15 protein-coding genes are annotated in these 16,206 nt (G+C 31.9%); 4 read left to right on the forward strand and 11 right to left on the reverse strand.

What is annotated here, in order from left to right; translation table 11 throughout:
• Positions 1–73: 73 nt before the first annotated feature.
• The 6 genes from HYG84_RS00685 to HYG84_RS00710 form a co-directional block, all read right to left on the reverse strand.
• Positions 74–619: a cyclase family protein gene (locus tag HYG84_RS00685; RefSeq protein ID WP_212379787.1), complete on the reverse strand. Its 546-nt coding sequence runs from the start codon at positions 617–619 to the stop codon at positions 74–76.
• Between the two features lies 1 nt (position 620).
• Complete coding sequence (locus tag HYG84_RS00690; RefSeq protein ID WP_249168683.1) at positions 621–1,082, reverse strand: MarR family transcriptional regulator; 462 nt, start codon at positions 1,080–1,082, stop codon at positions 621–623.
• Between the two features lie 241 nt (positions 1,083–1,323).
• Positions 1,324–1,839, reverse strand: coding sequence for a thiol peroxidase (gene tpx, locus HYG84_RS00695; RefSeq protein ID WP_212379789.1), 516 nt, complete (start codon positions 1,837–1,839; stop codon positions 1,324–1,326).
• Positions 1,840–1,967: 128 nt separating this feature from the next.
• Positions 1,968–2,645, reverse strand: a complete 678-nt coding sequence (locus tag HYG84_RS00700) for a uracil-DNA glycosylase (protein ID WP_212379791.1) — start codon at positions 2,643–2,645, stop codon at positions 1,968–1,970.
• Positions 2,646–2,704: 59 nt separating this feature from the next.
• On the reverse strand, positions 2,705–3,439 hold the full coding sequence (locus HYG84_RS00705) for a TIGR03915 family putative DNA repair protein (RefSeq protein WP_212379793.1): 735 nt from the start codon (positions 3,437–3,439) through the stop codon (positions 2,705–2,707).
• A complete protein-coding gene (locus HYG84_RS00710; protein ID WP_212379795.1) occupies positions 3,436–4,743 on the reverse strand; it encodes a putative DNA modification/repair radical SAM protein in 1,308 nt (435 codons plus the stop codon). The genes HYG84_RS00705 and HYG84_RS00710 overlap by 4 nt, the downstream gene beginning before the upstream one ends.
• A gap of 376 nt (positions 4,744–5,119) precedes the next feature.
• On the opposite strand from HYG84_RS00710, the gene HYG84_RS00715 reads away from it, so the two are divergent.
• From HYG84_RS00715 to HYG84_RS00730, 4 genes are all read left to right on the forward strand, one after another.
• Entirely contained in the window at positions 5,120–7,432 is a 2,313-nt protein-coding gene (locus HYG84_RS00715; RefSeq protein ID WP_212379798.1) for an anaerobic ribonucleoside triphosphate reductase, read from the forward strand.
• Positions 7,433–7,460: 28 nt separating this feature from the next.
• Entirely contained in the window at positions 7,461–7,970 is a 510-nt protein-coding gene (gene nrdG, locus HYG84_RS00720) for an anaerobic ribonucleoside-triphosphate reductase activating protein (RefSeq protein WP_212379800.1), read from the forward strand.
• A gap of 262 nt (positions 7,971–8,232) precedes the next feature.
• Positions 8,233–8,823 (forward strand): TetR/AcrR family transcriptional regulator, encoded by a 591-nt coding sequence (locus HYG84_RS00725; protein WP_212379802.1) that lies wholly within the window; start codon positions 8,233–8,235, stop codon positions 8,821–8,823.
• Positions 8,823–9,920 carry an alpha/beta fold hydrolase gene (locus HYG84_RS00730; RefSeq protein WP_212379804.1) on the forward strand — a complete coding sequence of 366 codons (1,098 nt, stop codon included), beginning with the start codon at positions 8,823–8,825 and terminating at the stop codon, positions 9,918–9,920. Before HYG84_RS00725 ends, HYG84_RS00730 begins: the two co-directional genes overlap by 1 nt.
• Positions 9,921–10,072: 152 nt before the next feature.
• On the opposite strand, the gene HYG84_RS00735 is transcribed toward HYG84_RS00730, so the two are convergent.
• The 5 genes from HYG84_RS00735 to trkA form a co-directional block, all read right to left on the reverse strand.
• The gene (locus HYG84_RS00735) at positions 10,073–11,080 is read right to left on the reverse strand and encodes an electron transfer flavoprotein subunit alpha/FixB family protein (RefSeq protein ID WP_212379806.1); all 1,008 of its coding nucleotides are present in this window, start codon (positions 11,078–11,080) and stop codon (positions 10,073–10,075) included.
• Positions 11,081–11,109: 29 nt separating this feature from the next.
• A complete protein-coding gene (locus HYG84_RS00740) occupies positions 11,110–11,895 on the reverse strand; it encodes an electron transfer flavoprotein subunit beta/FixA family protein (RefSeq protein WP_212379808.1) in 786 nt (261 codons plus the stop codon).
• 15 nt (positions 11,896–11,910) lie between these two features.
• Entirely contained in the window at positions 11,911–13,050 is a 1,140-nt protein-coding gene (locus HYG84_RS00745; protein ID WP_212379810.1) for an acyl-CoA dehydrogenase, read from the reverse strand.
• Positions 13,051–13,389: 339 nt separating this feature from the next.
• Positions 13,390–14,838: a TrkH family potassium uptake protein gene (locus tag HYG84_RS00750; protein WP_212379812.1), complete on the reverse strand. Its 1,449-nt coding sequence runs from the start codon at positions 14,836–14,838 to the stop codon at positions 13,390–13,392.
• Positions 14,804–16,195, reverse strand: coding sequence for a Trk system potassium transporter TrkA (trkA, locus tag HYG84_RS00755; RefSeq protein ID WP_212379814.1), 1,392 nt, complete (start codon positions 16,193–16,195; stop codon positions 14,804–14,806). The genes HYG84_RS00750 and trkA overlap by 35 nt, the downstream gene beginning before the upstream one ends.
• Positions 16,196–16,206: the final 11 nt, after the last annotated feature.

Here is a 16,206-nt window from a genome sequence, read left to right on the forward strand (position 1 = left end):
TAAGTAATAAAGAAGTATAATTTTATATCTATAGCCAAAATAATACTGGAATTCCAATGAAATTTACTATTTTTTATATAGTTTCAATCTCAACCTTTATTGCTGTAGCATCTTTTAACTGAAACCATTTTAGATTTACTTTAAAATCAGAAGGAACTTTATCTAAGTTACATATATTTTCTACAACATAACACTTTCTATTCTCAACATACTTATCTATTGCTACATGATTTTTGCCATGCTGTATTCCAGTTAAATCTATTCCTATTAGTTTTGTATTTAAATCTAATAATTTATCTATAATTTCATTTGTTAAATAAGGACTTTCTTTAGAATTAAAATATTCTTCGCTTCCATACCCATATTGCTCTAAATATCCTGTTCTAAATATTACAAATGAGTTTTCTTCTATTTTAATATTTTCCAATATAGTAACATCTATAACATCTAATTTCCTGACATCTATTACTTTAACATTTATTTCTGATGGTAACTCTATATTTGATAGATTGTAACAATCTATATGAGTTCCTATATGTTGTCTTTGATGTGCTGGTTGTGAATCTCCCCATTTTAATATTTCCTGCGGAATACTAAATTCCTTTAAATGCAAATTCATACTATATCTCTCCTTGTGATTCTATTAGTTCATCCAAATAGCTATTAAATTTTTTTAAGAAATTAGCTACAATTTCTTGATCTTTTTTATCTATATTTTTAAAAAACTTATTATTTCTTTCTTCCCACTGCTTATGTTTTATTTCATGATGTTTATATAACATTTCACCTAATTTTGTTAACTTAAAATATTTTTCCTTATCATTATCAGGCTTCTTATACTTATCGATAAGATTACTATTCAAAAGTTTTTTGCTAATCTTACTTATAGCACCTCTCGTCATATTCATACTTTGAGATATTTTAGTAACGTTAGCATCTCTTACTTTTCCTATGAAATCTAAACAATGTATTTCTGAAACTCCATACTTTTCATATTCACCCTTAAATGCTAGCTTTCCTAAAGTTTCTTCTTTTTCATATATTTCTTTAAAACTCCTCATGATAATATTAATATTATCCACTTTAAAATGCCTCCTTATTGTTTCCAATGAAACAATAATATCATTTCTTTGTTTCCTCGTCAACGTTTTTAACGGAAATTAATTTTTTGTTATAATTATACTGTTGCCATAATTTATTTTATATAATGAAAAAAGCCATAAGAATAATTCTTCTCATAGCTTCTTAATAAGTTATTTTAAATCTATATCGTTACTTAAATATATCCTGTAAAATACTCTGCATTATATGTAATCTTCTACATTATATTAATTTTTTAGCTTCTTCTATGGCCTTATCGTAATCTGGATGTTCTCCTACTTCCTTTACATATTCTACATACTTAACAACATTGTTTTTATCTAGAATTACAATTCCTCTGCTAAGCAATCTCAATTCTTCTATAACAAATCCATAATTCATTCCAAAAGATAGGTCTTTGTGGTCAGATAAAGTAATTACTTTGTCTATCCCCTTAGCTCCACAGAATCTTTTCTGCGCAAATGGTAGATCTACACTGATAGTAAGTATGCGAACATCTCCTAGTTCTGATGCTTCTTGATTAAAGTGTGTAGTTTGAAATTCACATACACCTGTATCTAGAGAAGGAACAACACTAATAATCTTTATGTTATCTCCTGCATCTTTTAGAGAAAATGGCTTCAAATCATTTGTAAGTACTGTAAAATCTGGTGCCTTATCTCCTACCTTTACTTCTTTTCCTATAATTGTAACAGGATTTCCTCCCATTGTTACAAAATCTTTCCTTTTATCTGTCATAATATGATCTCCCTTCACATGTATATTAATTTAAATTTTTATCATATATCTAGATATTTATAGCACTCAATAATTAAGTCTTAATTTATTTCATTTACTTTAAGAATACCCATCTAAACCTATATTAATCATATATTTTCTATTTGCCAGTCTATAGAGTCTTTTCCTATCAATTTTAGAAATTCATTTGTTTTCGAAAAAGGTCTAGAGCCAAAAAATCCTCTACTAGCTGATAATGGACTAGGATGTGTAGATTTAACTATATGATGATTAGAGTTAGTTATTAGTTTCTCTTTACTAATGGCGTTATTTCCCCACAATATAAATACTATAGGATCTTTTCTTATATTTAATAAATTTATTATATTATCTGTGAACATTTCCCATCCAATTCCTTTATGGGAATTAGCTTCTCCACCTCTTACTGTCAATGCCGTATTTAACAAAAGAACACCTTGGTCAGCCCACTTTTTAAGATAACCGTTGTTTGGAATATAGCATCCCAAGTCTTCCTTTAGCTCTTTATATATGTTTACTAAAGATGGTGGAGCTGGAACTCCAGGCTTTACTGAAAAACTAAGACCATGAGCTTGATTTGGTCCATGATAAGGATCCTGGCCTAATATAACTACCTTTACATCTTTATAGGAAGTATAATGAAGAGCATTAAAAATATTGTACATATCTGGGTATATAACCTTTGTTTTATACTCTTGAATTAAAAACATTCTTAATTTTTTATAGTATTCTTTTTCAAACTCTTCTTTTAATAACTCTTCCCAGTCATTTTCAAATGTTGCTGCCATTTATACCACCTCTTAATATTATAGTATTAATAAATTAAAACTAAAATCCAATACAATAACTATTTTTCTATAAGATACTTCCAATATTTCATAGGCATATTCCTTTTTTGTAGTCTTGGATTTACTTTGTTTTTAATAGATATATTATTAAAGTATTCTTTCCAAAGCCTTTGGTAGGTTTCTTCATCTTTATGTAATTCAATTGTTGGATTCATTTCTAACTCTATTACTATCCATTCCTGTTTATTATAAATGGCCGCAATATTTCTGTTTACGTCATGTATAATCCAGTTTTCATTAGATATTCTATTAGAAAAGTGCTGGCCAATCAATCCAATTACATTGTATTCGGGCTCTATAGGTGCGTACAATATATTATTTTTGAGTTCTCTAAAACGAACTAATCCTAACATGAAGTGTCTTTCTTTAGACACACTTTGACATATGTTCTGTAATAATAATACATTATTATTAGTAAGATTTAAATCTATATCTATCCCAATTTTCCAGCCAAGCTTTAAATAATGATATATAATAGTTCCTCTATCTGTCCTTTCAGATAAGTATACATAAAATACATTTTTCAAAGCTTGGTTAGAAATCTTTGTTTCTATTGCATTATATACTTTGTCTGCTTTTTCTCTATCGGTTTTAATATATATCTTATTAATTAAAAAACTTTCTTGGAAATCATCTTCAGAAACTATTTTTTCTGGAGTTTCCCTTCTATAGTAAGCATCATATATAGCTGTTAAAATACCATCAAAACTTCCATCATATATGTAGTAAATCATTGAAATGCTCCTGTCACTATTGTTTTATTATTGTTGATAATAAGATTAGGATACAGAGAAAAAATAGACAACTGTTCAATTCCATTTGTACTTTCCTTCCCTTTTATTTCTGAGACTAAATGTTTTCTTATATTTTCACCATCCATGGTTTTTAGTCCATAATATTTACCTTTACATGTAATAAAATATTTAGCTCTCTTTAATACAACTCCTAGCTTTCTTAGATGATCAAAATCTAAGGAAGCAAATTTCCTTGCTGAAACTATTCTCATAGCTGATTTTACTCCTATCCCAGGAATTCTGAGTAACATATTATAATCTGCTTTATTTATTTCTACTGGAAATAAATTAATATTTCTTAAAGCCCAGTCGCATTTTGGATCTATTTCTAAATCAAAATTTGGTTTACTTTCATCTAGAAGCTCATCTGCATTATAACCATAAAACCTTAACAGCCAATCAGCTTGATATAGTCTATTTTCTCTCAAAAAAGGCGGCGATGAAATAGCTGGCAAATTAGGACTGTTTGTCACAGGAACATAAGCTGAGTAATACACTCTTTTTAGTTTATATCCTTTATATAATCCTTCTGAAAGCTTTAATATTTTTAAATCATCATCTCTAGTAGCACCAACAATAAGTTGAGTAGTCTGTCCTGCTGGAACAAACTTTTCAGCATATTTAAACGTCTTTATTTCTTCAATAGATTGGTGCATCCTGCTATTTATAAAGTTCATAGGTCTTAATATACTTTCTTTATTTTTTTGAGGTGCTAATGACCTTAATCCTTCACTAGAAGGTAATTCGATATTTACACTCATTCTATCTGCATACATCCCTGCTTTTTCAATTATTTCTTTATCTGCCCCCGGAATAGCTTTTAGATGAATATATCCATTAAAATTTTGTTCTTCTCGAAGTTTCTTAACAGTCTTACCTAAAAGTTCCATAGTATAATTAGGATTTCTATAGACTGCTGAACTTAAAAAAAGACCTTCAATATAGTTCCTTTTATAAAAGTTTATAGTTAAATCTGCTACTTCTTCAGGAGTAAACATTGCTCTAGGTAGGTCATTTGTGCATCTATTTATACAGTAGACACAATTATATATACAATCATTAGTAAATAGTATCTTTAAAAGAGAAATACATCTACCATCATCGGACCAACTATGGCATATTCCACTTACACTGGCATTCCCTAAACCTTCTTTTTTACTTTTTCTATTGCTTCCACTTGAAGAACAAGAAACATCATATTTTGCAGCATCTGATAATATCTTTAATTTTTCGAATACATCCATAAAACCACCCCAGATATTTTTTTGTTACTAACATTTTACTCTCATTTTTATTTCATTTTAATCTCGTTTTACTCTATTTTACCATTTTACTATATTCTATAAAGGTTTGCAAACGTATGTTCTGTATTTTTAAAAATAAGATCTTTATGGGCCTTTATAAGTCTTTACATATCCTATATTTATTTATAAAATAAAATCTATTGATACCATATATAGTATGTGATAGAATATAAATTACAATATATTGGGAATAAGTTATTAGAATAACTTTTATACTTATCCTAAAAATGTTGTATTAGTAATGAGTATTGATTATTATATTTTATCCCCTTGATTCATTTTGAGGGGTTTTATTATTATTTTATGGAGGTCAGCTATGATTACAAAAGTAAGGAAAAGAGATGGAAGAGAAGTATTGTTTAACATGGAGAAAATTACCAACGCTATTTATAAAGCTAGCATGTCTGTTGGAACTAATTCTTATGATGAAACAGTAACTTTAGCAGAACAGGTTGTAAAAAACCTATTGGATAGATTTAGTGATAGTACTCCAAATGTTGAAGAGATACAAGATATTGTAGAGCAAATATTAATAGAAAATAATATGCCTCAGATAGCAAAAAATTATATACTATATCGTTCTGAACGTACAAAATTACGTGAGATGAATACTAGACTTATGAAAGTAATGGAAGATATAACTTTTAAAGAATCAAAAGATAGCGATTTAAAAAGAGAAAATGCTAATATTGATGGTGACACAGCTATGGGAACCATGCTTAAATATGGTACAGAAAGCGCTAAGCAGTTCTATGAAATGTTTATATTAAATCCGGAACATTCTAAACTACATAATAATGGAGATATTCATATCCATGATTTAGACTTTTTAACACTGACAACCACATGTTGTCAAATAGATATAAATAGATTATTTAATAAAGGTTTTTGTACTGGACATGGAAATCTAAGAGTACCTAATGATGTTATTAGTTATGCTGCTCTTGCATGTATAGCTATACAATCTAATCAGAATGATCAACATGGAGGTCAGAGTATTCCTAACTTCGACTATGGTATGGCTCCTGGTGTTACTAAGACCTATATTAAGCTATATAAGCAAAACCTTACAAAAGCCTTAGAACTACTTATAAATGCAAATAATATGGATCAAATAATTGATAATATTGTACATACAATAAAACTAGAGCATAGTATTTCTCCTTGTTTAGCAAATGATAATGGCTACCAACATCATGAATATTTATTACTGAAAAATCATATTGAAGATGATGCTATTATCAAAAAAGCACAAAATTTTGCTACAGAAAATGCAATAAAGGAAACAGAAAAAAGAACATATCAAGCAATGGAAGCACTTATACATAACTTAAATACTATGCATAGCAGAGCAGGAGCTCAAATTCCATTTAGCTCTATTAACTATGGCTTAGATGAGTCTCCTGAAGGAAGACTGGTTATAAAAAACCTTCTTCTAGCAACTGAAGCAGGCTTAGGAAACGGTGAAACCGCAATATTTCCAATACAGATTTTTAAAGTTAAAGAAGGTATTAATTATAATTTAGAAGATACAAATTACGATCTTTTTAAGTTAGCTTGCAGAGTAAGTGCCAAAAGATTATTTCCTAATTTTTCTTTTATTGATGCACCATTCAATCTACAATATTATAAAAAAGGACATCCAGAAACAGAAGTAGCTTATATGGGGTGCAGAACAAGAGTTATTGGAAATACTTTCGATCCGTTGCAAGAAATTACCTTTGGAAGAGGAAATCTAAGTTTTACGACTATTAATTTACCAAGACTAGCCTTAAATAGCAAAGGTAATCTGGATATTTTCTTTAAGGAATTAGACAATAGAATCGATAAAGTTGTAGAACAGCTATTAGAAAGATTTGAAATTCAGGCAAGAAAGAAAGTAAAAAACTTTCCATTCCTTATGGGAGAAGGAGTATGGATAGGTGCTGACAAATTAAATAAAGAAGATGAAATAAGAGAAGTTTTAAAACATGGAACGTTAACAACTGGATTTATTGGATTAGCCGAATGCTTAGTAGTACTAACTGGTAACCACCATGGGGAGTCAGAAACTTCTCAAGAACTTGGACTACAAATAATTACACATATGCGAAAAAGAATGGATCAGGCGAGTCAAGACCACAAACTTAACTTTACTTTGATTGCTACTCCAGCTGAAGGAACAGCAGGTAGATTTGTAAAAATAGACAAAGAAATATTTGGAGAAATAAAAGGGGTAACAGATAGAAAATATTATACTAATAGTTTTCATGTTCCTGTTCATTATAAATTAAACGCCTACGATAAAATAAGAATTGAGGCTCCTTACCATGAGTTGACAAATGCTGGACATATAACATATGTAGAGTTGGATGGAGATCCATCTAACAATTTAGAAGCATTTGAAAAAATAGTTAGAGCAATGAAAGAACTAGGTATTGGCTATGGTTCAATAAATCATCCGATAGACAGAGATACAATTTGTGGTTATACAGGTATAATTGGAGACACATGTCCTAAATGTGGAAGAGAAGAAGGAGCTATAAAATTCGAAAGGATACGACGTATTACTGGATATCTAGTAGGAACATTAGATAGATTTAATGACGCTAAAAAAGAAGAAGAAAAAGACAGAGTCAAACATATATAATCTATTCTAATAACTGAAGGTGATGATAATGAATAATTTTTTAAGAATCTCTGGAATTATTAATGAATCAATAGTAGATGGACCGGGTATTAGATTAGTAGTTTTTGCACAAGGTTGTAAGCATAATTGCTTAGGATGTCATAATCCTGAAACCCATTCTTTCGAAGGTGGATATCTTATTTCAATAGATGAGATAATTGAAACCATTAGAAAAAACCCACTATTAGACGGAGTTACCTTTAGTGGTGGTGACCCCTTTGAGCAGGCACATACATTTGGAATGCTTGCAAAATTAGTAAAAGAAATGGGATTAAATGTTGCTACTTATACTGGATATCGATATGAAAAAATATTAGAGAAAATAGACCACAAAAAAGATTGGGATATGTTACTCAAACATTCAGATGTTATAGTAGATGGAAAGTATGACAAAACTAAAAAGAAAGCAGATTTAAAATTTATAGGATCTGCTAACCAAAGGATTATAGATGTAAAAAAAACTTTAGAGTTTAATAAAATAGTTGAAATAAAATCCTAGACTATATGAGGTTATGTTCCACAAAGTTTTTAAAGAAATTAGATTAAATAAAAAACCCAGCTTACGGTGAGGCTAGGTAAAACAGTATATGTTTGAAGCGGTGTTGCTATATAGCTACACCGTTTCTTCTTTTTGTTCATGCGAATTGGACGTTTATGGTTTAAAAGTCATAAAATTTGTTGACATGTCGATGTAATTGATTTAAAATATAAATGACCAAAAATAATAAAAATAGTCAATAAAAATGCGAAAGGAGAGCTCTATGCCCAAAATAGTAAGCGAAAATGAAAAACAGAGAATCAAAGGGTTAATGTTTGAGAAAGGTGTAGACTTAATCAGACAAAAGGGTATAAAAAAGGTCACTGTCGAGGACATTACGAAAGCAGCAGGTATCGGTAAAGGCTCATTCTATTTGTACTATGATTCCAAAGAAGAACTGCTTTATGATATTGTAAAACGTTGTGAAACCAATATGTTTAACCGCATTGAGGCATTGAAAGGCGAGAATATTGACAAGAGGGAAAAAGCAATAAAAGCGGCGAAAGAAATATATCTGGCACCCGATAGTATCATTTTGTATGTTTCGCCAACTGATCTCGAAAACCTTTTACATAGACTGCCGAGTGAAATATATGAAAAGGAAAATGAAAAGGCAAAAGACTACTTCAAACGAACATCTGAAATTTTTGAAATAGATGAAACAGTTTGCGATGTCAATGTACTATCACAGCTTATGGATGCCCTTAGTTTCGTCGCTTCCAACAGTAATAGTTTCTATTCTGAAGGTAGGCAGAAGGCTTTAGATATTCTTGTGACTGCTATAGCCGAATATATCGCAGGAGAAGACAGCTAATGAAAGTTGTCTTTATCATAACGGGCGCTTTTATTTTCCTATTTGTTTTTGGGCTGATCTGCTTGCTGATCACAAAAAGAAAGAGAAAGAAAAAATCCAGAGTATCTATAAAACAGCCTTCAGGTATAGACTTTGGGGAGTATGTAACAATTGGAAATATCCAGCAATATTTGTATCATCGCAGTGAGAACATACATAATCCAGTAATGTTATTTTTACATGGTGGCCCTGGCTCTCCCATGCTGCCATTTGCGCAAGACTTTCAATTACCGTGGGAAAAATACGTTACAGTAGTGCATTGGGAACAAAGGAACAGTGGTAAAACTTTTTATCAAAATATTTCAAAAGAAGTTACACCAACCACGACAATAAAACAACTCATATCAGACACACATGAAATTGTTTTATATTTAAAAGAGAAATATGGAAAAGAAAAAATTTGGATTATGGGTCATTCCTGGGGAAGTGTTTTAGGCAGTCTATTTGTTCACCAATATCCCCAATTGGTATCAGGTTATATCGGAGTTGGGCAAGTTGTCAATATGCTTGAAAATGAACGGATAGGGTTTGAGAAAGCACTGGAAAATGCCATATCTGCCGAATGTAAAAAAGATATTCAAGCATTGGAATCACTGGAGCCATACCCTACCAAAGTGTTCAATCAGGATATGAAAAACAAACTATCCACGCTCCGAAAAATCCAAGGGAAATACGGCCTTGCAGCTAGTCCGACTGCTAAGCTCATTATTTCTGCTGCAACATCACCGTTTTACAGCCTGAAAGATTTACGGTATCTGATTTTTGCAGATATAGATGGTATCTCGCATGGACAGTCACTTATTTTCCAAGAGCTTTTTGGAACACTCAACCTAAATACAGTAACGACATATCAGGTGCCGATATTTTATATACACGGCACTGAGGATTGGCAGACACCTTATCCCATTGTGGCAGAATATTACCACACAATTACTGCACCCAAAAAGGGGTTTTACTCCATATCTGGTGCAGGTCACGCGACAATGCTCGATAAGCCCATTGAATTTTGTAATGCTCTTCTGTCAATTTTGGGAAGAAGTGACGATGATGTACATTGAATGGTAATAAATGAAAAGCTCAACGCAAGTTAAATCATGCGTTGAGCTTTTCATTTGACAATCCATGTTGACAACTGCCAATTCGCTTAATTTTAGATTTATAATGCTCTATCCAGGGCCAACATAAGCTGGATTCTTTATTATCATTCTTATTATTCAAATTTAAGTTTTTTTATTTCCTCAGTAAGAAGTGGTATTACTTTTGAAACATCTCCTACTATTCCAATATCTGCAACTTCAAATATTGCAGCATCAGGATTTTTGTTTATAGCTATTATAAGCTCTGATTCCTCCATACCAGCAACGTGCTGTATAGCTCCAGATATACCACAAGCAAAGTATAGGTCTGGTCTTACAGTTCTTCCAGTCTGACCTACTTGTCTTTCTTTGTCAAGCCATCCATTGTCTATTACTGCACGAGATCCCGATACTTCTCCTTTGAGTTCTTCTGCCAGTTCATATAAATAAGCCATATTTTCTTTTGAACCTATACCTCTACCGGCAGATATAAGTAATTTAGCATCTTCTATATTAACCTTCTTTTTGTCTTCTTTTACAATCTCAAGAATTTCTATATTTAAATCAGTAGGAAGTAATCCAGCATCAAAGTTTATAATCTCCCCTGTTCTACTTGTATCCTTATGAGGTTTTAGCATAACCCCAGGTCTTACTGTAGACATCTGTGGTCTATGGTCAGGACATATTATTGTCGCCATTATATTTCCACCAAATGCTGGTCTTGTCATAAGTAGCTGTTTTGTTTCCTTATCTATATCTAACGAAGTACAATCAGCCGTAAGTCCTGTATGGATTCTTGCAGAAACTCTAGGAGCTAAATCTCTCCCTATAGAAGTAGCACCTACCAATACAACTTCTGGCTTTTCTTCATTAATAACTGCTGTAAAAGCCTTTGTATATGGCTCTGTAATAAAATTTTCAAGAATTTTATCGTCAACAACTATTACTCTTTCAGCTCCATAATATATTAACTCCTGTGCCAGATTTTTAACATCATAACCGATAATTACTGCACTTAACTTTTCCCCAAGCTTATCTGCGATTTCTTTTCCTTTCCCTAATAGCTCAATAGAAACCTTTTGAATTTCTCTATTTCTTTGCTCAATATATACTAAAACACCTTTGTAATCTGCTAAACTCATTAATCTCCCTCCAATCATCTAAATTATAATTAGGAAATAATATATTTTTCTTTTAATTTATCCACTATTATTTGAGCCGCTTCTTTAGCTTCTACATCAAATACCTTCCCTGCTGTCTTAACTCCCTTAGTAAAGGATTTTTTTACTTTAGTAGGAGAACCTTTAAGTCCAAGATTACTATGATCTACTTCTATATCATTAACTGTCCACACTTCCACCTTATCTTCTTTATAAGCGTCATATATACCTGAAATCCTCATGTATCTTGCTTCATTCATTTCCTTAAGTGTAGTTATAAGACATGGTGTATTAACCTTTATTTTGTGATAGCCATCTTCAAAAGCTCTTTTTACTATTATCCCCTTGTCTACAAGTTCCATATCTAAGGCATATGTAACAGATGGAATATTTAAATGTTCTGCTATTTGAGGTCCAACCTGAGCGGTATCTCCATCTATTGCTTGTCTGCCAGCTATAATCAAATCATATTCCATGTTTCTAATAGCACCTGCTAAGGCTGATGAAGTGGCCCATGTATCAGCTCCTGCAAAAGCTTTATCAGTAAGGAGTATAGCTCTGTCTGCTCCCATAGCAATAGCTTCTCTAAGTGCTAAATCTGCTTGGGGAGGTCCCATTGTAATAACAGTAACTTCCGCTCCATGCTCATCTTTTAATCTTAAAGCTGCTTCAAGACCACTTTTATCATCTGGATTTATTATGGATGGAACTCCTTCACGAATAAGGGTTCCAGTTTTTTGATCTAATTTAACTTCCGTTGTATCTGGAACTTGCTTTATACAAACAACTATTTTCATAATCTAGACCTCCTCCTATTTTAATAAACTTGCTGATATTACCATTCTTTGTACTTCAGAAGTACCTTCATATATTTCTGTTATTTTTGCATCTCTCATCATTCTCTCAACTGGATATTCTCTTGTATATCCGTATCCACCATGAAGCTGAACTGCTTTGGTAGTAACTTCCATAGCTGTCTCTGCTGCAACTAATTTAGCCATAGCTGCTTCATAGGAATATGGCAGTCCCTTATCCTTATTGTAAGCAGCCTTATATACTAAAAGTCTTGAAGCCTCAATCTTTGATGCCATATCTGCCAATTGAAATTGTGTATTTTGGAAGGCTGATATAGGCTTTCCAAATTGAATTCTTTCTTTAACATAACTTATAGTTTCATCTAAGGCACCTTGTGCTATTCCTAGAGCTTGGGCTGCTATGCCAATTCTTCCTCCATCAAGGGTTTTCATAGCAACTTTAAATCCCATACCCTCTTTACCTATCAGATTTTCCTTAGGTACTCTACAATTTTCAAATATAAGCTCGCAAGTAGAAGATCCTTTAATTCCTAACTTTTTCTCCTTAGGCCCTACTGTAAATCCTTCTGTATCTGCATCTACTATAAAAGCTGATATTCCTCTAGTTCCTGCCGATTTATCTGTCATAGCCATAATTATATAGGTTTGAGCATATCCTGCATTAGTTATAAATATTTTTGATCCATTAAGAATATAACTGTCACCATCTAGTACGGCTGTAGTTTGCTGTGCAGAAGCATCAGTTCCAGCATTAGGCTCCGTAAGAGCAAAAGCTCCTAGTTTTTCTCCTTTTGCTAGAGGAATTAGATACTTTTGTTTCTGCTCTTCTGTTCCAAACTCGTATATAGGATGAGCACCTAATGAAACATGGGCAGATAATATAACTCCTGTTGTAGCGCAAACCCTTGAAAGTTCTTCGACAGCTATAGCATATCCAATATTGTCTCCACTTTCTCCACCATATTTTTTAGGGAATGGTATACCCATAAATCCTGATTTAACCATTTTGTTAATAGTTTCTACAGGAAACCTCTCTTCTTCATCTATTTCTGCTGCCAAAGGTTTTACTTCATTTTCAGCAAATTCTCTATACATTTGCTTAAGTAGAACATGCTCTTTCGAGAAACCAAATTCCATGATATATCCTCCTTTATTGGTTAATTTTTTAACAAACTATAGCAAAAATTTTATATGTTTTACTTTTACATCTTTATATATAAGCAAAGTTTATGCCACTTTTTTAACAAATCACTAAAGCTTTAGCCCTACATTATTCAATGTGATAAAAAATATATACTTTTTTAAATACAAAAAATGTACAATATCTGTACAGACGGGTACAAATATTGTACATTTTTTATGCAACTACAATATCTTCTACGGTTTTATTTTTAACTACTAATACTTTATCATATTTTTTTCTAGTTTCCTAAAATATAACATGACTTATATTGTTTTTTATAATTAATAATTCCATTAAACTTCCCTAGTCCAGTCTTTTGGCACTACTAAAGCAATTATAGTAAATATTTCTAGCCTACCTAATAACATTAAAAGAGAAAATAATGCTTTACTTGCAAAAGTAAATTCACCAAAGTTTCTAGTAGGTCCAACAAAGCCAAGTCCAGGGCCAATATTGCCTAAGGTAGCTGCCACAGAACTAGATGCACTTACAAGATCTAGTCCTTCTAATGATACCAAAATAGTTGACAGTACAAATATCATAAGATATAAAGCAAAAAATGTATTTATACTAACTATTGTTTCGTTTGGAATTGTTTTGCCACCATTCTTTATTGAGATAAAAGCTCTAGGGTGAAATATCTTTGCAACATCTCTCTTAATAAGTTTAATTAAAATTAATATTCTAATAACCTTCATTCCACCTGCTGTAGAACCAGCACAACCACCTATAAACATAAGAGTAAATAATATAGCCTTACTAAATGTAGGCCACATATCAAAATCTGCAGTAGTATATCCTGTAGTAGTTATAATTGAGCCTACTTGGAAGAAAGAATCCCTAAGGGCTATAAAAATACTTTCATAGGATGTCATAAAAAGATTAATAGCAATAAGTAGAACTGCTACAGAAACTATAGTTAAGTAAAGCTTAAGCTCCTCGTCTTGTATTACCTCCTTCCATTTACCCTTAAACAAGGAGTAGTACAAAGAGAAGTTTACTCCTGATAATACCATAAAAATCCCTATTACAATATGAATATATGAGCTTTCATAGAAGGCAACACTATTATTTTTTATACCAAATCCTCCGGTTCCTACAGAACCAAAAGCATGGAGAATAGAATCAAATAAATTCATTCCACCTAATCTTAGAAATATAATGTGTAATATGGTGATTGAAAAATATGTTACATATAAAATTTTTGCCGTATCCTTTATTCTCGGCGCTATTTTTCCTGCAATAGGACCTGGACTTTCTGCTTTAAATATTTGAAATCCACCTATCCCCAAGGCAGGAAGCAGAGCGATAGTAAAAACTAATATTCCCATTCCGCCTATCCAATGAGTAAAGGATCTCCAAAATAAAGCACCGTGTGGAAGACCTTCTACATTACTTAGTATTGATGAACCCGTAGTTGTTAAACCTGAAACTGTTTCAAAAAATGCATCTATAAATTTAGGTATGCTTCCAGATATATAAAAAGGAAGCGCTCCAAATAAAGAAGCCAGTAGCCATCCAAAGGCTACTATAGCTAACCCTTCCCTCGCGTTAATATTATTCTTATTGGAAGCTTTTTTAGACATTATAAATCCTATTGTACCTGTTACTATTATAGTAATGAGAAATGCCATTTTATCCTGCCCATTCATATAAAAAGCTATAGTTAGGGCTGGCAACATCAGTAAAGACTCAACTATAAGGATGTTACCTAGTACCCTTAGCACGATCCCATAATTCACTAAAAATACCTCCCTTGTGCGACTTAATAAACATTTTCAAAGTAGGTAGATCTTCAGTTAAGCTGAATATAATAATTCTATCCCCAGGATGTATAACAGATTCTCCATTAGGAATAATGACTTCTCCATTATGAACTATAGCACCTATTATAATACCCTTAGGTAGATTAAGTTCTGCCAATGGCTTCCCTGTAAAAGGAAGATCCTCTCCTACAATAATCTCTGTTACCTCCCCGTCTCCTCCTAGCAATAATGAGACGGACACTACTTTACCACCTCTAATATATTTTAATATATTAGAAGCAGTAATATAAACAGGGTTTAAAGCCACCTCTATGCCTAGTTTATCAATAATCTTAGTATAATTTTGTCTACTAAACTTTGCTATAGTTTTTGATACCCCTGCATGTTTAGCCATTAGAGCCATTAGTAGATTTTGTTCATCATAGCCTGTTGCTCCAACGAAAGCATCCATGGATTCTAGGTTTTCTTCCTCCAATAGATGTATATCTGTCCCATCTCCATGTATTACTAAAACATTATCTAGTTTTTCAGCTAACTCTTGACACCGAATTTTATCTTGTTCTATAACCGTTACCGAAATATTAGCTTCCGTAAGTCTTTTAGCTAAATAGTACCCTACTTTTCCTCCACCAAATATCATCACATTTTCTATTTCTTTTCTATTTATACCCTTTTCAAATTTAACACTTAACCTTGCTATATCAGCACTTTTTCCTATTACATGTATAATATCGTCCTCCATTAACTCTGTAAATCCATTTGGAATTATAATTTTACCATTTCTAGATATGGCAGTTATTAAAAAGCCACTAAAGTTTTTAAGATCCTTAATGTATTTTCCAACAAAGTCTTCATTATGTCCAATGTTAAAATCTAACATAGTAACTTTGCCTTTGGCAAAATCTCCAGTATAAAAACTAAAGTTCTTTAATAGATATTTTTCCATAGCCTTGGCCGTTTCAAATTCTGGATTAACAATATGATCAATACCCATCTCTTTTTTTACAAAATCCAATTGCTTAGTATATTCTGGATTTCTTATTCTGGCTATTGTTTTTTTACAGCCTAATCTTTTGGCCAAGGAGCATATAACTGTATTTGTCTCATCTCCCTTAGTACATGCCACTAGTAAATCATAGCTTTTAATATTTAGTTCCTTTAAAATCCCTATATCTACTCCACTAGCGGTAACTGTCAAAACATCTATATGTTCATTTATTCTCTCTAGTATCTTCGCATTGTAGTCAACTAATGTTACATCTATATCTTCCAATACCAATGACTCTGCCAATTTTTGGCCTAGCTTTCCGGCACCTACTATCATAACCTTCATGTGCTTTCACT

The organism is Alkaliphilus sp. B6464 (genome assembly GCF_018141165.1).
Taxonomy (GTDB): Bacteria; Bacillota; Clostridia; order Peptostreptococcales; family Natronincolaceae; genus Alkaliphilus_B.